We start from the raw sequence: 23,965 nt of genomic DNA, 5'->3' as shown, positions 1-23,965 counted from the left end.
TGCTTGTGACGGCCCGGCACGGTTACAGGCATTACCGGAAGAGTTTGCAAGGGCGTATCTGGTATGTACCAGTTGTCATGAATCTTTAAGGTGACCGCAACACAATAATCACAGGACTGACACTTTCTCCCTCTATTTTGGTAGGTACCAAAACTGGTATATACCAAAAAAAAGGAGAGTCTCATGTCTTCCCCCTACCGCATACTGCTGGCAGCCGGTGCCTCGGCCCTGCTGCTGACAGGCTGTAACGATTCCAGTTCGAGTTCTGACGCAACTCCGGCCCCTGGCACTGAGCAGCCGGGCGACCCAGACCCTGTGGTGGTGCCGGCGCCTGCGGCAGAGCAGCCCCCCGAATTCATTGTCAGGCCGTATTTGCAGGCACCGGGTAGCGATACCATGACGGTGATGTTTGAGACCGAGAACACGCAGCCGCAGGTGTGGGTGCGTCCTTTCGGCAGTTCGGACGAGTTTCAGAAGATTGACGCTGGCGTTCACTCCGAGGATGGCCTGGTGTATCGGGCGGTCATGTCGGGGCTCGAGTCAAATCGTTTGTACGAATACTACGTGCTGACGAACGACGCAGGCGGAGTGGGGCGGGTGACACAGGCCTTTGCCTTCAAAACCTGGCCAGATGCGAGCGACGATGTTGAGCAGGCGCGGTTCATTGCGATCAGTGACACCCAGCTGGATCGGGAGATCTACGAGGTGGTGCTGAACAATGTGGTGACAGACGGTTTCATGACCGAGGAATGCAACGGTACTCAGCCCGAGACCTGTGCCGAGAACATTGCTGCCATTACTATCTCCGGGGACGTGGTACAAACCGGCGGCAACCGTTCCAACTGGCGGGACCAACTGTTCGGGCGAATGGCAGATATCACACCCTACGTGCCACTGATTACGGTTCCGGGTAACCATGACTACTACTCGAATGCGGAGCTGGAGCTGTATCGAACTTACATGTCGCCACCGGAAAACGGATCGGTGGGCTATGAGGATCACTGGTATTTCATCGATTATCTGGACCTTCGGTTGATTGGGCTGGACAGCTACCCGATTTCGGGCGCCCACGGCAGTTTCAATCGTGAGACCTTGGCGGTTCAGCGCCAATGGCTGCGGGAAACGCTGCTTGATGCCGAAATCCAGCAGAAGACCTTCGTGATGGGCATGTTCCATCACGGCTGCCTGTCTGAGATGTGGAATGTGGGGGAAAGCATTGGTTCCTGCGAAATGGTGTCAGAGCTGGAAAAATACAGCGACCGCACCGGTGCGGTCACCGGCCATTTCTTCGGGCACACTCATTCCTATTCCCGCGGGCAGTCGTTAAACACGCCGCACCTGTGGCTCAACGCAGCCAGTGCCTCAGGCTACATTGAACCACTCGACAACGCCGATCATCAGAACAATCAGATCAGCGACTACGATACCTTTGAGGTCAGCCGTAGCGAGTTTGGTTACAGCGTGCTGACGTACCGTTTTGGAGCGGACGCCTCGGTGACGTTGCAGCGGAAAAAAGGCGGGTATGACGGTGATACCGAATTTGAGGTGGTGGATGAGGTAACCTTCGCCAGTAAACGCAATGACAACCTGCCGCAGGCAACCGCGGGAACGGGTGAGCTGCCGGCCACGGATATTCAGCTGGCGGTGAACGTGGGAGCGCCTGAGCAGGTGCACGAAGTGCAATGGCAGATCTCCGAGAATGAGCAGTTCGAGGGGGTCGTGTTTGACGTATGGGGTAACGAAACCCGGCGCCACAATCTGTTCTATGATGAAGCCACTCAGGTGGGCGGTGATGAATATCAGGGCTATGAAGCCATTGATACCCAGCAGGGCGCCGATATCTTCCGCCTGAATCTGTCGGCGCTGTTAAGCCTGAAGACCGTCCGTCCGGGGGGGGATGACTACTACCGCTGGAACAAACGGTTTGCCTCTCAGAATACGCACGTTTCCTCCTACGATGCCTACGGCGGACAGCCAAGGCCCACTCTGGGGCTGAAACCCGGCACCACCTATTACTGGCGGGCCCGGGTGAGAGACTCGCAGATGAACTGGTCGTCCTGGAGTGAGGGCTACAGTTTCAGCCTGGCCGGCACCCGCACCCCGAACCTGCTGACCAATGGTGATGCAGAAGCCGGAGACCTGTCGGCCTGGACGCTGTCGAGCGGACTGGTCAGTGCCATCACGGCCAACAACAACGGGGGCTTTGGTGCGGCCGAGGGCGACTACTATTTCGCGGGCCGTGGGTTCGGTCAGGGACTGCCTGGCGACTGCTGCACGGATTCGGCGTTCCAGCAGGTGGATATTTCGTCCTATGGACAGGATATCGACGCCGGCAAGGTGTATCTGGATCTCTCGGCGCAAATGACCACCTGGTCGGCGGATGATATACCGGAACTAAGGATTGAATTGCGCGACGCGAACGATCAACCGGTGGCGTGGAACCAGTCGCCGGAGCGTACCAGTGCCTCCATCAAGAGCTGGGAAACCCAGTCAATAGAGGGCTTTTTACCGGCCGGTGTCCGCAGCGTGGTGGTGCACATTGGCGGTGAGCGCAAGGCCGGCAACGACAACGACGTTTACTTTGATAACGTGTCGCTGAGTTTGCTGTACTGAGCGATCTTTGCTCATTGAAAAGCAATTGACCGAAACCCCGGGCCGCCGATGTGGCCCGGGGTTTCTTGTTTTAACGTACCGGGTTCAGGAACTTACGCCCTTCGCCCGTGCTCTGTCATACTGTCGTCACAGTGCCGGCTTAGCGTGGCAGGTTTTGTGGGTGACAGGAGCGGAGTATGCAGCAGCAAGCGTTTGCGGAGGGTACCCTGCCGCTTTATCTGAGGGTGCGAGATCAGTTAGCGGGGCAGATTGACAAGGGAGTGCTGACCCCGAATACCCGATTACCTTCCGAGCGAATCCTGGCCGAACAATTCGGCACTACCCGCGTCACCACCCGTCTCGCGCTCGCGCAACTGGAAGCAGAAGGAAAGATCTACCGCTCCAATCGCCGTGGCTGGTTTGTTTCCCCGCCCCGGCTGATCTATAAGCCAACGCACGATTACAGTTTCTCAGACAACGTTGCCGCTCAGGGGCGAGTGCCCGAAACCGAAACCCTGGATGTCACCGCGACCGAGGCCAATGCCTGGCTTGCCACAAAAACCGGCCTGGCTGTCGGCGATCCGGTGATCTGGCTTCGTCGGCGCCGTCAGATTGATGGCCGGCCAGTGCTGGTTGAGAACATTTACCTGAATGCAACCCGCTTGCCGGGCATTGAGACATACGATTTCAACCGCTCGCTCTGGAAACTTCTCCGTGAGCAATACGGCGTGGAACTGAAGGGTAAGCGAATTGAAATGTATCCCACGGCGTTGGTGGATCCTCAGGCGAGTGCCATCGGTGTAACGGCTGGTACCGCAGGGCTCTATGTCACCCGTTGCAGTCAGGACGGTCAGGGAGGCTTTATCGAGTTCGATGAAGAGTTCTGGCTGCACGATGCCTTGAGTATTCAGGTTGAAGTGAGCTGACCACTCCGGCAGATCGTCTCCGGACTGTCATCGGGTCTTCATAAAACCGTCACAGTTCCTCGTCAAACTGGTCTATACCAGATGAGCGAGGAGCTACCATGCCCACACCCCATCATCCGGATGTCGTCATTATTGGAGGCGGCATCCTCGGATGCGCGATTGCCCGATATCTCAGTCGTTTACCCGGCCTCAGCGTCACCGTGGTTGAGCGACACGGTCTGGGAGAGCAGACCACCAGCTACGCGGCTGCGCTTCTTACCCGTATCCGTCCGCATTCGGCCTTGACGGCTTTGGCCATGGAAACCTTTCGCGCTATTGAGGAAATGGGGCAGAGCAGCGGTGAGCCCTTACCGCTCAGAAGCGTTGGCAGTCTGCAGGTGTCTGCGCGACCAGACGGGCTGCGCCAGCTCGAAGAGACAGCCCGGCGAGCAAAAGAGGCCGGCGTGACTGCAAAAGCGATTGCCGTGCAGGATGCCATGCAACTGGCTCCGTGGCTTGATTTGACACCCGATACTGCCGCCCTCTGGTTGCCGGACGATGGCTATATTGATCCTTATTCGTTGTGCATGGCTTATGCCGCTGAGGGGCGCCGCCATGGTGTTCGGTTTCGTCTGAAGCAAAGTGTCAGCGACCTGCTGATGCAGGGTGGCCGGGTAACGGGTGTTCGCCTCGAGCATGGTGAGGTGCTCTCGGCCGGCCTGGTGGTTGATGCCGCCGGCCCCTGGAGTACGGCTCTGGCCAGGCAAGTGGGTGTTCACCTTGGCATGGCGCCGGTGCGCAGTCATTACTGGATATCCGCACCTGACGCTCGTATTCCTGCCCATGGCCCGATGACGATATTGCCCGACAGTGGCGCCTATGCGCGGCCAGACGTGGGCGGTTTGCTGTTCGGTCTTCGGGAGGCTCAGGCCGTGGTTGCAGACCCGGCGGCCCTGCCCGAGAGTCTGCAGGGTTTCCGCTTCGATACCGATCCAGCGGGTGAGCACGCCCTTGAGGACGGGTACGCGTCACTGCGGTCTCAGCTTCCCCTGCTGGACGAACTCCGGTTGGCCCAATACGTCAGCAACGTTTCCAGCTATACCCCGGACGGCTTCTACCTGCTAGGCCCCATGCCCGGCATTCAGGGTTTTATCGCTGCAACCGGCTGTTCCGGTGCCGGCATTGGTATGTCGGGAGGCATTGGTCGATTCATCAGCGAACTGATAGCCGGCCAGCCGACCTTCGTCACTTCCGAGCCGTTTCGCCTGGACCGGTTTGGCGCCATTGATCCCTTTGATTCTGATTTTATCCACCGCTGTGCTGCGGCACGAGCCCGCAAACGCACTGGCTAATTCCGTTGGAGACTCCAATGACCCCGAACGATCCGTATTTACTGACCCCCGGTCCGCTGACCACCAGTCTGTCTGTGAAGCAGGCCATGTTGCACGACTGGGGCTCCTGGGATAACGACTTTAATGAACTGACCGCAGAGGTGTGCGCGCGTCTGCTGCGTGTGGCCGGTGGCCAGGATAGTCATGTGTGCGTTCCCATGCAGGGTAGCGGTACCTTTGCGGTGGAGGCCACGTTGGGCACGCTGGTTCCCCGGAACAGCACCACGCTGGTACTGATGAACGGAGCCTATGGACAGCGAATCAGCAAAATTCTTGATCGCTTGGGCCGTCGATGCCTGGCCATCGACAAAGGAGATTACCATCCGCCGCGGGGTGACGAGGTGGCACGGACACTTCGACAGTACCCGGAGATTGATCAGGTGGTGGTCGTCCACTGCGAAACCAGTTCGGGCATTCTCAACCCGATTCCTGAAATCGCCGAGGTCTGTGAAAAGGCTGGCAAGCGCCTGATTATCGACAGTATGAGCGCGTTTGGCGCGTTGCCGGTCAACGTGGCGGAGTTACCCTGTGCGGCGCTGATTTCGTCCGCTAACAAGTGCTTTGAAGGTGTGCCGGGTTTCGGTTTTGCCATAGTGGACAAGACCCTGCTGTCTGAATCCGAAGGGCAGTGCCACAGCCTGTCGCTGGATCTGCACGACCAATGGCGGTACATGGAAAGAACGGGGCAGTGGCGCTATACGCCGCCGACCCACGTGGTCGCCGCCTTTTTGCAGGCCCTGCGAGAACACGAGGCCGAGGGCGGTGTGGCCGGTCGTCTTGCCCGCTACAGCCGAAACCGCGACCGACTGGTGGCGGGCCTTCGCGAGCTAGGATTCCAGACTCTGCTGGCCGATGAATGGCTGTCTCCAATCATTACGACTTTCCTGTCTCCAGACAGCCCGGATTTCGATTTTCCCCGTTTTTACGAGGCCATCAAGGCCCGAGGTTTCCTGATCTATCCCGGCAAGCTGACGGTCGCGGAGAGCTTCCGGCTTGGCTGTATTGGCCAACTTCATGATCCGCAGATTGATGCAGTGGTGGCGGCGATTGCCGATGCCTGTCAGTCGCTGGGAATGCCGGTGCCGGTACCCCCTCCGGCTGCTGCGCCAGACAATCTTGAAAACCAATGATCTCACTCTGATCGCAAAAGGAAGAAGCGTTATGCACAGTTACACCCGTCGTTACACCGGTCCTCTGCAAGCGGTGATTATGGACCTTGCCGGAACCTGCGTGGATTTCGGTTCACTGGCACCGATTCAGGCCTTTCTCCAGCTCTTCCGGAACGAGGGCATTGATGTCTCCGAAACCGAAGCCCGGGAGCCCATGGGGACCGAAAAGCGTGAGCATATCCGTTGTTTGCTGGCGATGCCCCGCATTCGGAGCCAATGGCTGGAGGCTCATGGTAAGGCGCCGGAGGCCGCTGATGTCGATCGCCTATATGAGGCATTTCTGCCCCTTCAGACCGCGGCGATTGCGGAACGGGCAACACTGATTCCGGGTGCTCTGGCGCTTCAGGATCTGCTTCGTGAAAAAGGCATCAGGTTGGGGGTGAACACCGGATATAGCCGAGACATGGTGAACGTTATGCTGCCGGGGCTCGCGGATCAGGGGTTTATGCCGGAAAGCGTGGTTGTGGCGACAGAAGTGCCGGCCGGTAGGCCGGCACCCCACATGAGCCTGAAAAACGCACTCGAGCTGGGCATTGGCGCAGTTCAGGCCTGCGTCAAAGTGGACGACACAGGGACGGGTATTGAGGAAGGTCTGAATGCGGGTATGTGGACGGTGGCCGTAGTGGCCTCCGGTAATTCAGTCGGATTGAGTGAAGCTCAGTTTTACGCCCTTCCGGAGAACGATCGCGAAGCGTTGCTGGCCCGTGGTCGCCAGGTGATGGCGAGATCGGCAGCCCACTATGTCATCGATTCGATACAGGACCTGCCGGGCGTTATCCGCGATATCGAGAGGCGTCTGGCAGCGGGAGAGCGCCCCTGAGGGACCGACAAGGAAACGTCATTGATCTGTCACGTCTTTGCAATCAAATGTCCCTAAGGTGGTGGTTAGCGAATCTGGTATAGACCAGAAAGCCTAACCGAACTGATGCCGTAAAAGGAGAGTAGCGTGAAACACCTGAAAAAAGCCCTGGCCCTGGCCGCCCTGATGGCGGCCGTTAACGCCAACGCCCAGACCGAACTGACCGTGTACACCGCGGTTGAGGCGGAAGATCTCAAGAAGTATGCCGCCCGATTCAATGAAGACCACCCGGACATCAAGATCAACTGGGTTCGCGACTCCACCGGTGTCATCACCGCGCGACTGCTGGCCGAGAAAGAAAACCCGCAGGCAGATGTCGTTTGGGGGCTGGCGGGAACCAGCCTGCTGTTGCTGAAGAACGAGGGCATGCTGACGCCTTATGCACCGGAAGGGCTGGAAAAACTGTCGCCGAAGTTCCGTGACCGCGATGAGACTCCCTCATGGGTGGGCATGGATGCCTGGATGGCGGCGGTATGCGTCAACACCATCGAGGCTGAGAAGAACAATTTGCCCATGCCCACCAGTTGGCAGGATCTGACCAATCCGGTGTATCGGGGCCATGTTGTGATGCCGAACCCGAACTCTTCCGGAACCGGTTTTCTGGACGTTTCAGCCTGGCTCCAGTTGATGGGCGAAGACAAAGGCTGGGAGTTCATGGACGGCCTGCATCAGAACATCAGTCGCTATACGCACTCCGGCTCCAAGCCTTGCAAAATGGCTGCTTCGGGTGAGACCTCGATTGGTGTGTCTTTCGCTTTCCGTGGTGCTCGTCTGAAAGAGAAGGGCGCGCCTCTTGAATTGGTGTTCCCGGAAGAAGGGCTGGGCTGGGAAGTTGAAGCGACCGCCATTGTTGACGGCACCGACAAACTGGAAGCCGCCCAGACTCTGGTCGACTGGTCAATCACCCGCCAGGCCATGGAGATGTACAACGAAGGCTACGCCATTGTAGCGATGCCAGGTGTGGCACAGCCGGTGGAACATTTTCCCGCCAACGCGGAAGCGCTGATTATCGACAACGATTTCGGTTGGGCCGCCAGTAATCGCGAAGCCATTCTGACCGAGTGGGCGCGTCGTTACGACGGCAAATCCGAAGCCAAGTAATCCGCTCGGAGCCGGGCCCAGCCCCGGCCTGTGCGACCGGGCACCCGTTCTGGTGTGCCCGGGCAGATATCAGAAAAGCAGGGGGTACCATGATTCAGCATACCCAGGGAAGTCGTCTGGAAGTCCGGGGCGTAAACAAGTTCTTCGGCGAGTTTTGTGCCTTGAAGGATATCAATCTCACCATTGAGCCCGGTGAACTGGTGTGTTTTCTGGGGCCGTCCGGATGTGGCAAGACGACCCTGCTTCGCATTATTGCCGGGCTTGAACAGCAGAGCTGCGGCACGCTCCGACAGGGCGATGTCGATATCTCGCAAAAGCCGCCCCGGGATCGTGACTTCGGCATTGTGTTCCAGTCCTACGCGCTGTTCCCGAACATGACGGTAACCGACAATGTGGCGTACGGACTGCGTAGCATCGGTATGCCCAAGGCCCGGGTTCGTGATCGGGTAGACGAGCTTCTGGCCGTGGTCGGGCTGGAGGATCACGCCCGCAAGTATCCCGCGCAGCTTTCCGGTGGCCAGCAGCAACGGGTGGCGCTTGCCCGAGCCTTGGCGCCATCCCCGGGCCTGCTGCTTCTCGATGAGCCACTCTCAGCTCTGGATGCGAAAGTTCGCCACCACCTTCGCAGCGAGATTCGCAGCCTGCAGAAGCAACTGGGCGTTACCACCATCATGGTAACCCACGATCAGGAAGAAGCCCTGGCCATGGCAGACCGAGTGGTGGTTATGAATAACGGGGTGATTGAACAGGTGGGAACACCCCTGGACATCTACCAACAGCCTGCTTCGGCGTTTGTGGCGTCGTTTATCGGGGCAATGAACTTTTTCGACAGCGCTCCAGTGAACGGGCAACGTGTTCGCCTCGGCAATCGGGAGCTGGATCTGGTCAGGCCGCTACCGGCCACGCCGGACGGCATTCGTCTGGCGATTCGGCCTGAGGATGTTCATCTCCTGCCGCAGGGCGACGGTGAGTGGGAAGGCCAGGTCCAGGCGATGGATTACCTGGGGGCCTTTATTCGCACCCACGTCCGGCTGCATGGCGTGGAACTGGACCTGGTGGTGGACGTAGACCCGCGCTCTGCCCGACAACTGGAATTGCGGGTGGGCGGTGCAGTCTGTCTCAACCTGCCGTCTGATGCCTTGCATTGCTTCGCGGCCTGAAAGAGGTCGCGAAAACCCGATGCCCTCGTTTCACCCTGGTAAGACCTTCATGATGGATTCCTCTGTACCTTTAACCTCGCCCTCACGCAGGGCCGGGGCCTTGTCGGAACTCCGGCAGCGTGTCACCGGGCGCTGGCTGTTTGCGTTGCTGCTGGTGCTCGGCTGCGCGGTTTTGAGCCTTCTGGTTCTGGCGCCGCTCTATACCCTGTTGTCCAAGAGTGTGGAGAACAAGGCCGGTGACTTTGTCGGGCTCGACAACTTTGCCCATTATCTGAGTTCCGGCGGCATCGAATCGGCGTTTTTCAACTCCCTCTGGGTTGCGGGACTGAGCACCCTGGTGGTGGTCGGTCTGGCGTTTATGGCGGCCTGGGCGTTGACACGAACTCGCCTGCCGATGACCGGCTGGATCCGCGGGGTTCTGGTGCTGCCGATACTGGCGCCCTCTCTGTTGCCAGCGATCAGCCTGGTGTATCTGTTCGGGAATCAGGGTGTCCTGAAAAGCTGGTTGTTCGGTGCCGAAATCTACGGCCCCATCGGTATTATCATGGGGTCCTGTTTCTGGACGTTTCCCCATGCACTGATGATTCTGCTGACGGCAATGGACAATGCCGATGGTCGGCACTATGAGGCCGCAACCGCGTTGAAGGCGAGCCCCTGGCGCACCTTCTGGACCGTGACGGTGCCAGGTGCCCGTTATGGACTGGTCAGTGCCGCGTTTGTGGTTTTCACTCTGGTGATCACTGACTTCGGGGTGCCCAAGGTGATTGGCGGGCAATTCGACGTGTTGGCTACCGACATCTACAAACAGGTGATCGGGCAACAGAAATTTGAAATGGGGGCCGTCGTCAGCGTGCTGCTTTTGCTGCCCGCCATGCTGGCCTTTCTGGCCGACCGCTATGTGCAGCGCAAGCAATCGGCAAGCTTTACCGCGCGTTCGGTTCCTTACCGGCCGCGCCGGGACCACAGGAGGGATGTCATCGGTGCTGTTATGCTGGCGCCGACGATCCTGTTCATCCTGGCCATTATCGGTATGGCTGTCTACGCCTCGTTCGTGACTTTCTGGCCGTACAATCTGGAACTGAGCCTGAACAACTATCAGTTCGGCCGTATGGACGGGGGTGGCTGGGGCGCCTATACCAATAGCCTGCAAATGGCCCTGGGCACCATGGTAATCGGGACACTGCTGGTTTTCTTCAACGCCTGGCTGATGGAGCGCACACCCCAGCCGAGGCTGCTGACCGGTGTTTTTCAGTTCCTGTCGCTGTTGCCGCTGGCGGTACCTGGCCTGGTGCTTGGGTTGTCGTATATTTTCTTCTTTAATCATCCGGATAACCCGATTAACGGGATCTACGGCACGCTGTTTATTCTGATTCTGTGTACCGTGAGCCATTTTTACGCGGTGTCCCACCTGACGGCGGTAACGGCGTTAAAGCAGCTTGATCAGGAGTTCGAAGCGGTGGGCGAGTCCCTGAAAGCGTCTCGCTGGCGGGTCCTGTTCACCGTGACCTTGCCCTTGTGTCTGCCGGCGATTCTTGACGTTGCGCTCTACCTTTTCGTTAACGCCATGACCACGGTGTCTGCGGTGGTCTTCCTGTACGGTCACGATTCACAACTCGCCTCTGTCGCGGTACTCAACATGGATGAAGCGGGAGACATTGCGCCCGCCGCCGCCATGGCGATCCTGATAACCACCACTTGTGCTGCCGCGAAGCTCATTCAGGGTGGCCTGCGCTTCTGGGTGGATCGGTCTACGCGGGCCTGGCGCCAGGGCACCGAATGAACGGCCCGGCAGTGATCCTATGACACCAACCGCGATTGTTATTGTACTGGTGTCGGCGCTGGCCCATGCGGGTTGGAACCTGTTTGGCAAAAAAGTCAGTCCCACTGGTGCTTTCTTCTGGTATAGCACCTTCTGGGGCGCCTTTCTGACATTGCCAGTCTTACTGTATTACCACCGGATGTTGCCGGAACTGGACGCAGGGATCTGGTGGCTGGTGGTCGCGACCGGTTTCTTTCAGGCTACCTACCTGAGCAGTCTGGCGGCAGCTTACCGACACGGGGAATTGTCGGTGGTTTACCCGCTGGCCCGTTCTTCGCCGCTGATCATCCTGTTAGTGGGCACGTTGTTCCTTGGCACCGCGGAGGCAATCACCACTGCTGCGGTTATAGGGATCATTCTGATTGTGGCTGGGTGTATTGTTCTGCCAATGCAGCGATTCCGCGACTTCACGCTGGCGAACTACCGTAACCTGGCCACGTTGTTTGCGCTGTTGGCCGCAGCCAGCACGGCCGGTTACTCCATGGTTGATGATCTGGCCACCGAGCGGATGCGGGCGCTATTGGCGGGACTGGCGCAGGACGCCGAGGTGGCACTCGTGTTCGTGATTCTCCAGGCCTGGTCGGCGCTGTGCTGGCTCAGTCTTGGTCTGTGGTTACAATCCGAAGAGCGACGACTTTTGAGGAAGCTGGCCGCAAATTGGCGCAGCACCATGGCGGCTGGCATCCTGATTCTGGGCACCTACGCGTTGGTGGTTTGGGCTATGGCCTATGCGGACGATGTGAGTTACGTTGTCGCGTTCCGGCAAATCAGTATTCCCATGGGCGTAGCCCTGGGCTGGTATTTCCTGGGCGAGGCCTTGCATGGGCCGAAGGTCGTGGGGGTTCTGACCATACTGGCCGGCTTGCTGCTTGTGGTTTTGGGATAACCGGGGAAGGGGCGGCGGCCGGCACGATCGCTGGCGCCGCAAGACATGCCCGGGCTATTGCCAGGTGTCGTAGCATCATGGCAGGGTCGCAGAATCTGTCAGGATCTGCCAGCCGTGTTTCTGGGCGTGTTGTCTCAGCCTGGGGTCCGGGTTGACCGCAACAGGGAAATCAACTCGTTCCAGTAGCGGCAGATCGTTATGCGAGTCGGAATAGAACCAGGTCTTTTCCGGTGTTACCTGGTCCCTCCCCAGCCATTCGCGCAGGGCGGCCACCTTACCTTCCTGGAAGGGGCGCCTTGGCCCGATCTGTCCGGTCAGGCTTCCGTCGCGCCATTCCACTTCCACGCCGATGCCTTCCTCAATGCCCAGATGCTGGGCAATGGGTTTGACCAGATGTTCGCCGGTGGCCGATATTATCAACACCCGGTGCCCCTGGGCCTTATGCCACGCAACACGCTCGCGGCCGGTCGGTAACACCCGTGACGCAATGACACAATCAATAAACCGGCTGACGAGGGTGTTGAGTTGCTCCCGGTGCCAGCCCTGCAGCGGTGCCAGGCTGAATTCCATATACGCCTGAAGGTTCAGCCGGCCTTGTCGGTAGTCCGACATGAAATCCCGGTCTTTATCGAGGGCATCGTCAGTGCGCTCGATCTCCTGTGCCCGAAGGAACTCGGTGAACAATTGAGAGCTGTCCCCCTGAATCAGGGTCTCGTCCAGATCAAAAATGGCTAGCATTGTTAACTCCTTTGGTATACACCAGATTGTGCTTCAGGCGTGTTACGGTTGTGTGACGACGACTGGCTGAGCGGTGGGATTCCGGCGACCGGCTTGATGCTGGTGGTTTTGCTGTCTACGCTGACCGCTATGGACAGCGAGCAGGGCAGACCGATATGAAGTTTCCCTCCAGCACAGCGTTCGCGCTCCTGGGCGCGGGGTTGATTGCGATCAGCTTCGGCCTTGCGCGCTTCGCCTTCGGTCTGTTTGTTCCGCCCATTCGTGCGGATCTGTCTTTGTCGCCCCATGTGATCGGTATCATCGGTGCACTCCCTCTGATCAGCTTTGCCCTGGCGTCGGTGGTGGCGCCCTGGTGTGCCGACCGTCTCGGCGCCCGGAATACGGCGATGGCCTCCGGCGTTTTCGGGGTAGTCGGACTGGCTTTGATCAGTCAGTCGGCCGGTGCCCTGTCACTGGGGCTGGGCGTATTTGCCTGTGGTATCTGCACGGGCCTGATGATGCCTGCCCTGACAGCGGCCATGCAGGCACTGGTTCGGCGCTCGATGCATGGCCGGGTCAGCTCGGTGATGAATGCTGGCACCAGCGTGGGTGTGATGGTCGCGGTGCCCACGGTTCTTTTTCTGGCCGGGGCCTGGCGCTATACCTACGCGTCTTTTGCCGTTCTTGCCCTGATCGGGGTGTTTGCCACCTGGTTTTTCCTGCCTTCGGTTTCACGGGTGATGCCATCTAACGCAGCGCCACCGCCGGCGATCACGGCCTTGCAGTGGTGGCGCCTGTTACGGCTCTCGATCTTTGGCTTCATGATGGGTTTTGTCTCGGCGGCCTACTGGATTTTCGCGCCCGACCTGGTGGTGAACCTGGGTGAAATGAGTTCCGATTCCACCGCCTGGCTGTGGCTGGGGGTTGGGGTTGCTGGCCTGGGTGGTGCTGTGGTTGCCGATCTGGCAGACCGCAATAACCCGCCGATCACCCAGGCATTGATGTTGATGATGCTTGCGGCGAGCCTGGCTCTGTTGGCTGCCAGTCCAGACAACCTGCCGCTGGCAGGGTTTTCAGCCCTGGTGTTCGGGCTGGCCTATATGAGTCTGACCGGGCTGTACCTGATGACAGGGATTCGTTTGTTGCCGGGGCGGCTGTCCATGGGGCCGGTGCTGCCATTCATGGCGGTGTCTCTGGGACAGGCAGCGGGCTCGCCTGTGGTCGGTATGCTGGTGGGGCAGGTGGGCTATGCCGATGCCTTTGGGTTCTTCTGCGCTATTGGCATTGTCGTGGCCATGTTTTCACCTCTATACCCGCGCTATCTGGAGCAGGAACCGGAGGACGAGACGGAAGACGAAACCGGGCTCCAGGCTGCCTACGATTATCAACTGCAGAATGAAGAGGGTGAGCCCTACCGGTACAAGCGTATGAGCAAGCATTAGGTTTCACTGATAGCAGAAACCCGGCCGTGGCCGGGTTTCCTGGGGTTGGGCGGTATTCGATTATTGCTTCAGTCCCATTTCCTCAATCGAGATTTCCCGCATCTTGAACTTCTGGATCTTCCCGGTCACGGTCATCGGGAATGCATCCACAAACTTGTAGTTTTTGGGAATCTTGAAGTGGGCAATCTTGCCCTTGCAGAAGGCCTGCAGGTCCTCCGCGGTTACCGGGTCTGCATCGGGCCGCAGTTTCACCCAGGCAATCAGCTCTTCACCGTACTTCTCGTCCGGAATACCGGTTACCTGCACCTCTTCAATGGCTGGGTGGGTGTAGAGGAACTCTTCGATCTCTTTCGGGTAGATGTTTTCACCACCGCGGATCACCATGTCCTTGATGCGGCCCACGATCTGGATGTAACCATCCTCGTCCATGGTCGCCAGGTCGCCGGTGTGCATCCAGCCGGCATCGTCGATGGCTTCGCGGGTCTTTTCCTCGTTGTTCCAGTACTTCAGCATCACGCTGTAGCCGCGGGTACACAGTTCGCCAATCTCACCTCGGGGCATGACGTTGCCGGTGCCCGGGTCGACAATCTTGGTTTCCAGGTGCGGCTGGGTGCGGCCTACGGTAGTGACCTGCTTCTCGAACGGGTCGAGGGAACTGGTCTGGGTGGAAACCGGGCTGGTTTCCGTCATGCCGTAGGCAATCTGCACTTCCTTCATGTGCATTTTGCCGTTGACCTTCTTCATGACTTCGGCGGGGCAGATGGAACCCGCCATGATGCCGGTGCGCAGGGTGGAGAGGTCGTAGCTATCGAACTCCGGGTCGGCCAGTTCGGCGATAAACATGGTGGGCACACCGTACAAGGCCGTGGCTTTTTCCTGGTGGACGGCCTGGAGTACGGTTTTCGGGTCAAAGCCTTCGCTCGGGTAGATCATGGCGGTGCCATGGGTGATGCAGCCCAGGTTGCCCATCACCATGCCGAAGCAATGGTAGAGCGGCACAGGAATCACCAGCCGGTCGTTCTCGGTCAGGCGCTGGCTTTCACCAACAAAATAGCCGTTGTTCAGAATGTTGTGGTGGGTGAGCGTGGCGCCTTTCGGGTTGCCGGTGGTACCGGAGGTGAACTGGATATTGATGGGGTCGTCGAACTGCAGCTCATCCTGACGCTTGGCAAGGTCCGCCTCTGATACGTCGCCGGCAAAGCCCAGGAAATCCTGCCAAGTCCACATACCCTCGTGGTTATCCGGGTGTACGTTAATGACCGCCCGGAGATCGGGGACGTTGTCAGCTTTGAGTTTACCGGGTGCGCTGCGCTTCAGTTCCGGGGCCAGCTCGTAGATCATTTCCCGGTAGTTGGAGGTTTTGAAGTTGTCGGCGGTAACCAGAACGCTGATGCCGGCCAGATTCATTGCGTACTTCAGCTCGTGCACACCGTAGGCCGGGTTGATGTTTACCAGAATGGCGCCTACTTTCGCAGTCGCAAACTGGGTAACGGTCCATTCGTAACGGTTGGGTGACCAGATGCCCACGCGGTCGCCACGCTTGACGCCGATGGCCATGAACGCCCGGGCCGCCTCGTTCACCTTGTCGACGAACTCTTTGTAAGTCCAGCGAATGTCCTGGTGCAGGCACACCAGAGCCTCGTTGTCGGGAAACTGTTGGGCGGTGCGGTCCAGCATATCGCCGATGGTCATGCCCAGCAGTGGCTTTTCTGCGATACCACTGGTGTAACTTGGGAGAGTCTTGCTCATGTCTCTGCCTCCATTGTTTTTGTAGTTGAGGGCTGGAAAGTTACTGGCACAGGCCCCCGAGTGCCTGGCCCACTTTAGAGCCGTTATGACGTTTCAGTTGCGCGCAGATCCAGTCGCCGGTTTTCACCAGCTTGTTCAGATCCACGCCGGTATCGATGCCCAGGCCGTTAAGCAGGTATAGCACGTCTTCGGTGGCTACGTTGCCAGATGCCCCTTTGGCATAAGGGCAGCCGCCCAGACCGGCCACAGAGGCGTCAATCACGCTTACGCCCTCTTCCAGTACTGAGTACAGGTTGGCCAGGGCCTGGCCATAGGTGTCGTGGAAATGCGCCGCCAGTTTGTCCATAGGCACATGGGCAGCCACGGCTTCGAGCATGCGCTTGGCTTTCAGTGGCGTACCCACGCCGATGGTGTCGCCCAGGGAAATTTCGTGGCAGCCCATGTCGTACAGGGCCTTGGCCACGGAGGCCACTTGTGCCGGTTGGATATCGCCTTCGTACGGGCAGCCCATCACGGTAGACACGTAACCGCGCACGGGAATGCCGTGTTTGCGGGCTTCTTCAACCACCGGTGCAAAGCGCTCCAGGCTTTCAGCAATCGTGCAGTTGATGTTCTTTTGGGTGAAGGACTCCGATGCCGCACCGAATACCGCCACTTCGTCGGCCCCGGCCGCCAGGGCGCCCTCGAATCCTTTCAGGTTCGGGGTAAGGGCCGAGTAGCGAACGCCGGGTTTACGGGTGATGCCGGCCATCACTGCGGCCGCGTCGCCCATTTGCGGCACCCATTTGGGTGATACGAAGCTGGCGGCCTCGATGTGGTTGAGACCGCAATCGGCCAGCCGGTCGATCAGGCCGGTTTTGACCCCGGTGGCGATCACATCGCCGGGCTCATTCTGGAGCCCGTCCCTGGGGCTCATTTCCACCAACCGAGCCTGCTTTGGAAAGGCCATTATTCTGCCTCCCCGGTGTCGATGGCGATGAGTTCCGCACCCTCGGCCACCTGGTCACCCTCGGCGTAGAAAATCTCGGAAACCACACCATCGGCGGGCGCCTTGATGGCGTGTTCCATTTTCATGGCTTCCATGATCACCAGCGTCTGGCCGGCCGTTACCTTGTCGCCTACCTGGGCCTGAATCGCCACTACGGAGCCGTTCATGGGCGCCGCCAGGCTGCCTTCGCTGGCCATTTCCTCAAACCCGTAGGTTTCCCGGTATACGGTGCACTTGAAGGTATCGCCCTCGTAGAAGAGCACCAGTTCTTCGTTGTGCAGGTTGCCGTGCACGCTTAGCCGGTGGCCGTTGATGACCGCCTGCAGGTAATCGTCATTCAGTTTGGCGTTCAGGTGGTACACGCTGCCGCCCACGAACACCTGGTAGCGGTCATCCCGTTCCAGGATCTTGAGCTCGTGTTTATCGTCGCCCACCTGAAGGGTGAGAGGCTGGGCGTATTCGGAGTTCATGCGCCAGCTGTTCTTGCGGCCGAACGGCGACCAGGGATCGCCGGTAACCGGTTCCGCTGATTTGCGTTGCTCCAGGATGAACCCAGCGGCAAGCACCAGTGCCTTGTCCAGATCCAGTCTGGATTTCGGGAACAGCAGGTCGTTGTGAGTGGCAATGAAGTTGGTGGTCAGTTCGGCTTCGCGGAATGGCTGCGCATCCACCGCCGCATGCAGGAACCGGATATTGGTTTTCAGCCCGGCGATACGGTAGTGCTCCAGGGCCTGAACCATGCGGTTGACCGCCTGTTCGCGGGTCTCGTCCCACACGATGAGTTTGGCAATCATCGGGTCGTAGTGAATGCTGATTTCATCGCCTTCGGTCACGCCGGTATCTACCCGCACGTGGGCAGACTCATCCGGAGTGCTCAGGTAACGCAGGGTTCCGGTGGCTGGCAGGAAGTCCTGATCCGGATCTTCGGCGTAGATACGCGCCTCGATGGCGTGGCCACGGGTCTTTACCTGGTCCTGGGTCAGCGGCAGGGGCTCACCCCAGGCCACTTTCAGTTGCCATTCCACCAGATCCTGGCCGGTGACCATTTCGGTGACCGGGTGTTCTACCTGCAGGCGGGTATTCATTTCCATGAAAAAGAAGGAGCCGTCCACGTCGTACAGAAACTCGACGGTGCCGGCGCCCACGTAGCTGATGGCCTGGGCCGCCCGCACCGCGGCTTCGCCCATGGCTTTGCGGGTGTCTTCACTGAGGCCGGGGGCGGGCGCTTCTTCCAGCACTTTCTGGTGCCGGCGCTGTACGGAGCAGTCCCGCTCGGCCAGATAGATGCCGTTGCCGGACTGATCGCAGAACACCTGGATTTCGACATGGCGTGGCTGGGTCAGGTAGCGCTCGATCAGCATGTCCGGGTTGCCGAACGCATTTTTTGCCTCGCGCTGGGCCGCGGCCAGGGCATCGTCGAATTCGGCCATGTTCTCGACCACCCGCATGCCTTTACCGCCGCCGCCGGCAACCGCTTTCAGCAGCAGCGGGAAACCGCATTTTTCGGCTTCAGCCCGCAGCAGGTCCGGCGACTGGTCCTTGCCGTGGTAGCCCGGCACCAGCGGTACACCGGCGTCTTCCATGATCGCTTTTGCCGCGGACTTGGAGCCCATGGCGGCAATGGCGGAAGAGGGCGGGCCGATGAAGACGATACCGTTGGCTTCGCAGGCTTCCGCGAAGTCAGTGTTTTCAGACAGGAAGCCGTACCCCGGGTGGATGGCCTGGGCGCCGCTTTCTTTGGCAATCTCGATAATCTTGTCGGCCCGCAGGTAGCTCTCAGAGCTGGGGGCAGGGCCGATGTAGAAGGCCTCATCGGCCATGGCCACGTGCCGGGCGTTGGCGTCGGCTTCGGAATAGACCGCCACGCAGCGGATGCCCATTCGATGGGCCGTCTGGATGATCCGGCAGGCGATTTCGCCCCGGTTGGCTATCAGGATCTTGTTAAACATTATTGTGTCTCCGGAATCCAACTGGCCTTTCGTTTGTTCAGGAAAGCGCTGAGCCCTTCCTGGCCTTCTTCGCCCACACGAATATCGGCGATGCGCTGCGCGGTGTCGTCAATCACTTCGGAGGTGATGGTCTTGTGGCTGACCGCAAAGACCAGGTCTTTGGCTGCTTTCATGGCTTCGGGACCGTTCAGCGCGAGTTGCAGCAGCAGTTCGTCGCAACGCTGGTGCATGGCCTGTTCGTCCTCGCACACCAGGTGAACCAGGCCGTAGTGCTGCGCCTCCTGAGCACTGAAGACTTCCGCCGACAGGAAGTAGCGCCGGGCCTGACGTTCGCCGATGGCTCGCACCACATAGGGGCTGATCACGGCCGGAATCAGGCCGAGTTTGACTTCGCTCAGGCAGAAGCTGGCTTTTTCAGTGGCCAGCACAATGTCGCAGCAGGCCGCGAGGCCGACCGCGCCGCCGAAGGCCGCCCCCTGCACCAGGCCGATCACGGGCTTGGACAGGTGGTTCAGGGTGTTCATCAGACGGGCCAGTTCCCGGGAGTCGTCCAGGTTTTCCTGGCGGGTGTTGTCCGCCATGCGGCGCATCCAGCCCAGGTCGGCGCCTGCCGAAAAGTGTTTGCCCTCTGAGCGCAGGATAACGATCTGGGTTTGCTCATCCCGGTCCACGTGTTCCAGAGCCTGAATCAGCTGCTGGATGATCACGTCGTCGAAGGCATTGCGTTTGTCCGGGCGGTTCAACACCACTTCCGAGACGCCATCGCGCCGTTGGTGCAGCAGAACCGCGGTGTCTTGCTGTGACATGGCTGCGCTCCTTTACATGCGGAACACGCCGAAGCGCGTTGGCTTGGCGGGCCGGTTGAGGGTGGCAGACAGGCTCAGGGCAACCACTTCCCGGGTCTGGGCCGGGTCGATCACGCCGTCATCCCACAGGCGGGCGCTGGCGTAGTACGGGTGGCCCTGGTGTTCGTAGGTTTCGGTAATGGGCTTCTTGAACTCGGCTTCTTCCTCGGCGCTCCAGCTCTGGCCTTTACGCTCCAGGCCTTCCCGGCGTACCTGCGCCAGCACGCCGGCGGCTTGTTCGCCGCCCATCACTGAGATGCGCGCATTGGGCCACATCCACAGGAAGTCCGGGCTGTAGGCGCGGCCACACATGCCGTAGTTGCCGGCGCCGTAGCTACCGCCAATCAGAACGGTGATCTTGGGCACGTTGGCACAGGCCACGGCCATCACCATCTTGGCGCCGTGTTTGGCGATGCCCTCGGCTTCGTACTTCTGGCCGACCATAAAGCCGGTGATGTTCTGCAGGAACAGCAGCGGTATGTTGCGCTGGCAACACAGTTCAATAAAGTGTGCGCCTTTCTGGGCGGATTCGCTGAACAGGATGCCGTTGTTGGCGATGATGCCCACGGGGTAGCCGTGGATGTGGGCGAACCCGGTCACCAGGGTGGAGCCGTAGTAGCGTTTGAATTCGTCGAATTCTGAGCCGTCGACGATGCGGGCGATGACGTCGCGCGCATCAAACTGCTTGCGCAGGTCGGTGCCGACGATGCCGTAGATTTCTTCCTGATCGTACAGCGGGGCGCGGGGCTTCTGGACCTCAACCGGTACCGGTTTGCGACGGTTGAGGTTGGCCACGCAGCGCCGGGCGATTGCCAGGCCGTGGGCGTCGTTCTCGGCGTAATGGTCGGCGACACCGGAGATTTTACAGTGCACATCGGCGCCCCCCAGGTCTTCCGCGCTGACCACTTCACCTGTGGCGGCTTTTACCAGCGGAGGGCCGGCCAGGAAGATGGTGCCCTGGTTACGGACGATGATGGATTCGTCGGCCATGGCGGGTACGTAGGCGCCCCCGGCGGTACACAGGCCCATGACGACGGCGATCTGGGGAATGTCGTCTGCGCTCATGCGGGCCTGGTTGTAGAAGATGCGGCCGAAGTGGTCGCGGTCGGGGAAGACTTCGTCCTGTTGGGGCAGGTTGGCGCCACCGGAATCCACCAGGTAGATGCAGGGCAGGCGGTTGGCCATGGCGATTTCCTGGGCCCGCAGGTGTTTTTTTACGGTCAGCGGGAAGTAGGTGCCGCCTTTGACGGTGGCGTCGTTGGCGATAATCATGCACTCGGTGCCGGAGACGCGGCCGATGCCGGCGATGACGCCAGCGGCGGGCACTTCTTCCTTATAGACGTTGTAGGCGGCGAACTGGCCGATTTCGAGGAAGGGGGAGCCTTCGTCGATGAGGGTGTTGATGCGCTCGCGGGGCAGGAGTTTGCCTCGGTCGGTGTGGCGCTTCTGGTAGTCGGGGCCGCCGCCCTGGTGGATCTTTTCGACTTTTTCCCGGAGGTCGGCGACGGCTTGTTGCATGGCCTGGTGGTTGGCCTGGAATTCGTCGGACCTTGGGTTGATTTTGCTTTGGAGCACGGTCATTGGTTCGTATCCCTCGGTTTGGGGGCGTCCGGGTCTGGCGGGGTGTGCTTTCCGGGAAATGCTACGAGCATTCCGCCAAGCCCTTGTCCAACCTCGTCAATTCATGTGTTGTTGCTGCGGGCCTGGAGGGGGAGCCTTCCGAAAACCGCTACAAGCACATCCATGTGCGCTTCTCTCCGGCCATCCATGGCCTCCGACATTTTCAGAAGGCTCTCCCTCCAGCCCCTTGTCGTACATTGGGAACTGGAGTCCGCGCTTCGTTACTTGTTCAGGAACAGCTCGCGACCGATCAGCATCCGTCGGATTTCAGACGTTCCAGCGCCGATTTCGTAGAGTTTCGCGTCCCGCAGCAGGCGGCCGGTCGGGTATTCGTTGATGTAGCCGTTGCCGCCCAGCAGCTGGATGGCGTCCAGGGCCAGTTTGGTGGCCATTTCGGCGGAGTAGAGGATGGCGCCGGCGGCGTCTTTGCGGGTGGTTTCGCCGCGGTCGGCGGACTGGGCCACCATGTAGACGTAGGATTTCGCGGTGTTCATCCAGGTGTACATGTCGGCGACTTTGCCCTGTACCAGCTCGAATTCACCGATGGCCTGGCCGAATTGTTTGCGCTCGCGGATATAGGGGACGACCACGTCCATAGCGGCCTGCATGATCCCCAGCGGGCCGCCGGAGAGGACGAGGCGTTCGTAGTCGAGGCCGCTCATGAGGACTTTGGCACCGTTGCCCACGCCGCCGAGGACGTTTTCTTTGGGAACTTTGCAGTCCTGGAACACCAGTTCACAGGTGTTGGAGCCGCGCATGCCGAGTTTGTCGAGTTTCTGGTGGCGACTGAAGCCCGGGTAGTCGCGCTCCACGATAAAGGCGGTGACGCCTTTGGAACCGCCTTTCGGGTCGGTCTTGGCGTAGATAACGTAAGTGTGTGCGTCCGGGCCGTTGGTGATCCACATTTTGTTGCCGTTGAGGACGTAGTGGTCGCCTTCGTCGCGGGCGTGGAGTTTCATGGAGATTACGTCGGAGCCGGCGTTGGGCTCGGACATGGCCAGGGCGCCGATGTGTTCACCGGTAACCAGCTTGGGCAGGTATTTCTGCTTTTGTTCTTCGGTGCCGTTGCGGTGAATCTGGTTCACGCACAGGTTGGAGTGGGCACCGTAAGAGAGGCCAACGGAGGCCGAGGCGCGGCTGATTTCTTCCATGGCGATGACGTGGGCCACATAGCCCATGTCGGAGCCGCCGTACTCTTCGCTGACGGTAATGCCCAGCAGGCCCATGTCGCCCAGTTTGCGCCACAGGTCCATGGGGAATTCGTTGTTTTTGTCGATTTCCTCGGCCCGCGGGGCGATTTCGGTGGCGGCGAAGTTGTTCACCTGTTCCCGGAGCATGTCCAGGGTCTCGCCGAGGCCGAAATTGAGCTCTGAGTACTGTGATTTCATCGTTTGCTACCTTTTTGTTTTTAACGTCGGGTATCCGTTGGCTGCCAGGTGCTATTTGCTGACAGCGGTTTCTTTGGTGTTCGTCGTCAGGCCCTGCTCTTCCTTTTTCTTCTGCAGTTCGGTCAGGGCCTCGCGGCACCGTGCTTCGGCGGTGTCCATTTCCATCTCTGCCATGGCGATGTCTTCTTTCTGCTGTTCCAGCTGTTCCCGTCTTGCGCTGAGGATTTCCAGCATCTTCAGCAGCTGCTTTTCATTGCCGGTCAGCGTTTCGTCCCAGAGGTCGAACAGTTCTTTGGTTTCGGCCAGGGAAAAGCCCATGCGCTTGCCCCGGAGAATCAGCTTCAAGCGAACGCGGTCCTTGGTGCTGAAGATCCGGGTTTGCCCGCGCCGGTTGGGCTTGAGCAGCCCCTGGTCTTCATAGAACCGGATGCTCCGGGTGGTTACATCGAACTCCTGGGAAAGCTCGCTGATGCTGAAAGTTCGTTTTTCGCTCATGACGGATTTCCTTTTTTCACCAAGGTTAGTTAAAGTTTACGTAAACGTAAAGTGTTTTTGTGGTCCGAATGGATACCCGCGGATCAGACTTCGATCATTGTTAATAAGGAGTACCCGATGGAATTCCAGAATGTGCCGGCAATTGTAACAGGCGGTGCCTCCGGTCTGGGTGAGGGCGCTGCCCGTGCTCTGGCGGCGGCTGGCTGCAAGGTTGCGATTCTTGATGTGAACAAGGAGCAGGGCGAAAAGGTTGCGGCTGAGCTCGGCGGTATCTTCCTGCATTGCGATGTGACCTCGGCCGACAGTGCTGAGGCTGCTGTCACTGCTGCGCGAGAGGCTCACGGCCCCTGCGGTGTCGCCGTGAACTGCGCGGGTATTGCACCGGCGGCCAAGATTCTGGGCCGGGAAGGTGTGATGCCGCTGGAAAGCTTTAGCAAGGTGGTCCAGGTAAATCTGATCGGCACCTTCAATATCCTGCGGCTGGCGGCTGCCGATATGGCGCAACGGGAACCGAACGGTGACGGCGAGCGCGGTGTCATCATCAATACCGCTTCGGTTGCTGCCTACGAAGGCCAGATTGGACAGGCGGCTTACAGCGCATCCAAAGGCGGTGTGGTGTCCCTGACCCTGCAGGCGGCCCGCGAGCTGGCCCGTGAAGGGATTCGGGTGAATACCATTGCTCCTGGCCTGTTTATGACACCAATGCTGGCGGGTATGCCCCAGGAAGTGCAGGACAGCCTTGCAGCCACGCTGCCGTTCCCGAAACGCCTCGGTAAACCGGAAGAGTTCGGGATGATGGTGGACCAGATGGTGCGCAACCCGATTCTGAATGGCGAAGTCATCCGGCTTGATTGTGCCCTGCGGATGGCGCCAAAGTGACATTGAAATAA

General features: G+C 59.5%; 19 protein-coding genes. 11 read left to right on the top strand and 8 right to left on the bottom strand.

Going from position 1 to position 23,965, the window contains the following annotated elements; genetic code table 11:
• The first annotated feature begins 183 nt into the window (after positions 1–183).
• The 9 genes from C7436_RS05795 to C7436_RS05755 all read left to right on the top strand — a co-directional run bounded on the left by C7436_RS05795 (position 184) and on the right by C7436_RS05755 (position 11,882).
• Positions 184–2,613 carry a metallophosphoesterase family protein gene (locus C7436_RS05795; RefSeq protein ID WP_121206992.1) on the top strand — a complete coding sequence of 810 codons (2,430 nt, stop codon included), beginning with the start codon at positions 184–186 and terminating at the stop codon, positions 2,611–2,613.
• Between the two features lie 176 nt (positions 2,614–2,789).
• Positions 2,790–3,518: a UTRA domain-containing protein gene (locus C7436_RS05790; RefSeq protein WP_113878846.1), complete on the top strand. Its 729-nt coding sequence runs from the start codon at positions 2,790–2,792 to the stop codon at positions 3,516–3,518.
• Between the two features lie 98 nt (positions 3,519–3,616).
• Positions 3,617–4,849, top strand: coding sequence for an NAD(P)/FAD-dependent oxidoreductase (locus C7436_RS05785; RefSeq protein ID WP_121206991.1), 1,233 nt, complete (start codon positions 3,617–3,619; stop codon positions 4,847–4,849).
• A gap of 17 nt (positions 4,850–4,866) precedes the next feature.
• Positions 4,867–6,018 (top strand): 2-aminoethylphosphonate--pyruvate transaminase, encoded by a 1,152-nt coding sequence (locus tag C7436_RS05780; RefSeq protein WP_014420917.1) that lies wholly within the window; start codon positions 4,867–4,869, stop codon positions 6,016–6,018.
• 31 nt (positions 6,019–6,049) lie between these two features.
• Positions 6,050–6,877, top strand: coding sequence for a phosphonoacetaldehyde hydrolase (phnX, locus tag C7436_RS05775; protein WP_014420918.1), 828 nt, complete (start codon positions 6,050–6,052; stop codon positions 6,875–6,877).
• Positions 6,878–7,012: 135 nt separating this feature from the next.
• The gene (locus tag C7436_RS05770) at positions 7,013–8,017 is read left to right on the top strand and encodes a putative 2-aminoethylphosphonate ABC transporter substrate-binding protein (RefSeq protein ID WP_228198070.1); all 1,005 of its coding nucleotides are present in this window, start codon (positions 7,013–7,015) and stop codon (positions 8,015–8,017) included.
• A gap of 89 nt (positions 8,018–8,106) precedes the next feature.
• Positions 8,107–9,177, top strand: a complete 1,071-nt coding sequence (locus C7436_RS05765; RefSeq protein ID WP_014420920.1) for a putative 2-aminoethylphosphonate ABC transporter ATP-binding protein — start codon at positions 8,107–8,109, stop codon at positions 9,175–9,177.
• 49 nt (positions 9,178–9,226) lie between these two features.
• Positions 9,227–10,957: a putative 2-aminoethylphosphonate ABC transporter permease subunit gene (locus tag C7436_RS05760; protein ID WP_121206989.1), complete on the top strand. Its 1,731-nt coding sequence runs from the start codon at positions 9,227–9,229 to the stop codon at positions 10,955–10,957.
• Between the two features lie 19 nt (positions 10,958–10,976).
• On the top strand, positions 10,977–11,882 hold the full coding sequence (locus C7436_RS05755) for an EamA family transporter (protein ID WP_121206988.1): 906 nt from the start codon (positions 10,977–10,979) through the stop codon (positions 11,880–11,882).
• A 75-nt stretch (positions 11,883–11,957) separates the two neighbouring features.
• Here the strand turns inward: C7436_RS05755 and C7436_RS05750 are convergent, their stop codons facing one another.
• A complete protein-coding gene (locus C7436_RS05750) occupies positions 11,958–12,620 on the bottom strand; it encodes an HAD family hydrolase (protein ID WP_121206987.1) in 663 nt (220 codons plus the stop codon).
• 155 nt (positions 12,621–12,775) lie between these two features.
• Between C7436_RS05750 and C7436_RS05745 the strand changes: the two genes are divergently transcribed.
• A complete protein-coding gene (locus C7436_RS05745; RefSeq protein WP_121206986.1) occupies positions 12,776–14,041 on the top strand; it encodes an MFS transporter in 1,266 nt (421 codons plus the stop codon).
• Between the two features lie 60 nt (positions 14,042–14,101).
• Here the strand turns inward: C7436_RS05745 and C7436_RS05740 are convergent, their stop codons facing one another.
• The 7 genes from C7436_RS05740 to C7436_RS05710 form a co-directional block, all read right to left on the bottom strand.
• Positions 14,102–15,790: an AMP-binding protein gene (locus tag C7436_RS05740; RefSeq protein ID WP_121206985.1), complete on the bottom strand. Its 1,689-nt coding sequence runs from the start codon at positions 15,788–15,790 to the stop codon at positions 14,102–14,104.
• Positions 15,791–15,830: 40 nt separating this feature from the next.
• The gene (locus C7436_RS05735; protein ID WP_121206984.1) at positions 15,831–16,739 is read right to left on the bottom strand and encodes a hydroxymethylglutaryl-CoA lyase; all 909 of its coding nucleotides are present in this window, start codon (positions 16,737–16,739) and stop codon (positions 15,831–15,833) included.
• Entirely contained in the window at positions 16,739–18,727 is a 1,989-nt protein-coding gene (locus C7436_RS05730) for an acetyl/propionyl/methylcrotonyl-CoA carboxylase subunit alpha (RefSeq protein ID WP_121206983.1), read from the bottom strand. The genes C7436_RS05735 and C7436_RS05730 overlap by 1 nt, the downstream gene beginning before the upstream one ends.
• Positions 18,727–19,533, bottom strand: a complete 807-nt coding sequence (locus C7436_RS05725; protein WP_121206982.1) for an enoyl-CoA hydratase-related protein — start codon at positions 19,531–19,533, stop codon at positions 18,727–18,729. Before C7436_RS05725 ends, C7436_RS05730 begins: the two co-directional genes overlap by 1 nt.
• A gap of 12 nt (positions 19,534–19,545) precedes the next feature.
• The gene (locus C7436_RS05720; protein WP_022990981.1) at positions 19,546–21,153 is read right to left on the bottom strand and encodes a carboxyl transferase domain-containing protein; all 1,608 of its coding nucleotides are present in this window, start codon (positions 21,151–21,153) and stop codon (positions 19,546–19,548) included.
• 260 nt (positions 21,154–21,413) lie between these two features.
• Positions 21,414–22,580 (bottom strand): isovaleryl-CoA dehydrogenase, encoded by a 1,167-nt coding sequence (locus C7436_RS05715; RefSeq protein ID WP_014420930.1) that lies wholly within the window; start codon positions 22,578–22,580, stop codon positions 21,414–21,416.
• Positions 22,581–22,631: 51 nt separating this feature from the next.
• Positions 22,632–23,075 carry a MerR family transcriptional regulator gene (locus C7436_RS05710; RefSeq protein WP_023010745.1) on the bottom strand — a complete coding sequence of 148 codons (444 nt, stop codon included), beginning with the start codon at positions 23,073–23,075 and terminating at the stop codon, positions 22,632–22,634.
• A gap of 117 nt (positions 23,076–23,192) precedes the next feature.
• On the opposite strand from C7436_RS05710, the gene C7436_RS05705 reads away from it, so the two are divergent.
• Positions 23,193–23,954, top strand: a complete 762-nt coding sequence (locus C7436_RS05705; RefSeq protein WP_121206981.1) for a 3-hydroxyacyl-CoA dehydrogenase — start codon at positions 23,193–23,195, stop codon at positions 23,952–23,954.
• Positions 23,955–23,965 lie beyond the last annotated feature (11 nt).

Origin of the sequence: Marinobacter nauticus (genome assembly GCF_003634635.1) — a bacterium.
GTDB classification, from domain to species: Bacteria; Pseudomonadota; Gammaproteobacteria; order Pseudomonadales; family Oleiphilaceae; genus Marinobacter; species Marinobacter nauticus.
Note: the sequence above shows the minus strand (reverse complement) of the source record. Positions and strands in the feature narration are given on the sequence as shown.

Excerpts from the sequence above, each read along its gene's own strand:
- C7436_RS05745 (WP_121206986.1), top strand. The coding sequence starts at position 12,776 with ATGAAGTTTCCCTCCAGCACAGCGTTCGCGCTCCTGGGCGCGGGGTTG.
- C7436_RS05755 (WP_121206988.1), top strand. The coding sequence starts at position 10,977 with ATGACACCAACCGCGATTGTTATTGTACTGGTGTCGGCGCTGGCCCAT.
- C7436_RS05710 (WP_023010745.1), bottom strand. The coding sequence starts at position 23,075 with ATGAGCGAAAAACGAACTTTCAGCATCAGCGAGCTTTCCCAGGAGTTC.
- C7436_RS05740 (WP_121206985.1), bottom strand. The coding sequence starts at position 15,790 with ATGAGCAAGACTCTCCCAAGTTACACCAGTGGTATCGCAGAAAAGCCA.
- phnX (WP_014420918.1), top strand. The coding sequence starts at position 6,050 with ATGCACAGTTACACCCGTCGTTACACCGGTCCTCTGCAAGCGGTGATT.
- C7436_RS05705 (WP_121206981.1), top strand. The coding sequence starts at position 23,193 with ATGGAATTCCAGAATGTGCCGGCAATTGTAACAGGCGGTGCCTCCGGT.
- C7436_RS05730 (WP_121206983.1), bottom strand. The coding sequence starts at position 18,727 with ATGTTTAACAAGATCCTGATAGCCAACCGGGGCGAAATCGCCTGCCGG.
- C7436_RS05725 (WP_121206982.1), bottom strand. The coding sequence starts at position 19,533 with ATGTCACAGCAAGACACCGCGGTTCTGCTGCACCAACGGCGCGATGGC.
- C7436_RS05790 (WP_113878846.1), top strand. The coding sequence starts at position 2,790 with ATGCAGCAGCAAGCGTTTGCGGAGGGTACCCTGCCGCTTTATCTGAGG.
- C7436_RS05795 (WP_121206992.1), top strand. The coding sequence starts at position 184 with ATGTCTTCCCCCTACCGCATACTGCTGGCAGCCGGTGCCTCGGCCCTG.
- C7436_RS05760 (WP_121206989.1), top strand. The coding sequence starts at position 9,227 with ATGATGGATTCCTCTGTACCTTTAACCTCGCCCTCACGCAGGGCCGGG.
- C7436_RS05785 (WP_121206991.1), top strand. The coding sequence starts at position 3,617 with ATGCCCACACCCCATCATCCGGATGTCGTCATTATTGGAGGCGGCATC.
- C7436_RS05715 (WP_014420930.1), bottom strand. The coding sequence starts at position 22,580 with ATGAAATCACAGTACTCAGAGCTCAATTTCGGCCTCGGCGAGACCCTG.
- C7436_RS05765 (WP_014420920.1), top strand. The coding sequence starts at position 8,107 with ATGATTCAGCATACCCAGGGAAGTCGTCTGGAAGTCCGGGGCGTAAAC.
- C7436_RS05750 (WP_121206987.1), bottom strand. The coding sequence starts at position 12,620 with ATGCTAGCCATTTTTGATCTGGACGAGACCCTGATTCAGGGGGACAGC.
- C7436_RS05780 (WP_014420917.1), top strand. The coding sequence starts at position 4,867 with ATGACCCCGAACGATCCGTATTTACTGACCCCCGGTCCGCTGACCACC.
- C7436_RS05720 (WP_022990981.1), bottom strand. The coding sequence starts at position 21,153 with ATGACCGTGCTCCAAAGCAAAATCAACCCAAGGTCCGACGAATTCCAG.
- C7436_RS05735 (WP_121206984.1), bottom strand. The coding sequence starts at position 16,739 with ATGGCCTTTCCAAAGCAGGCTCGGTTGGTGGAAATGAGCCCCAGGGAC.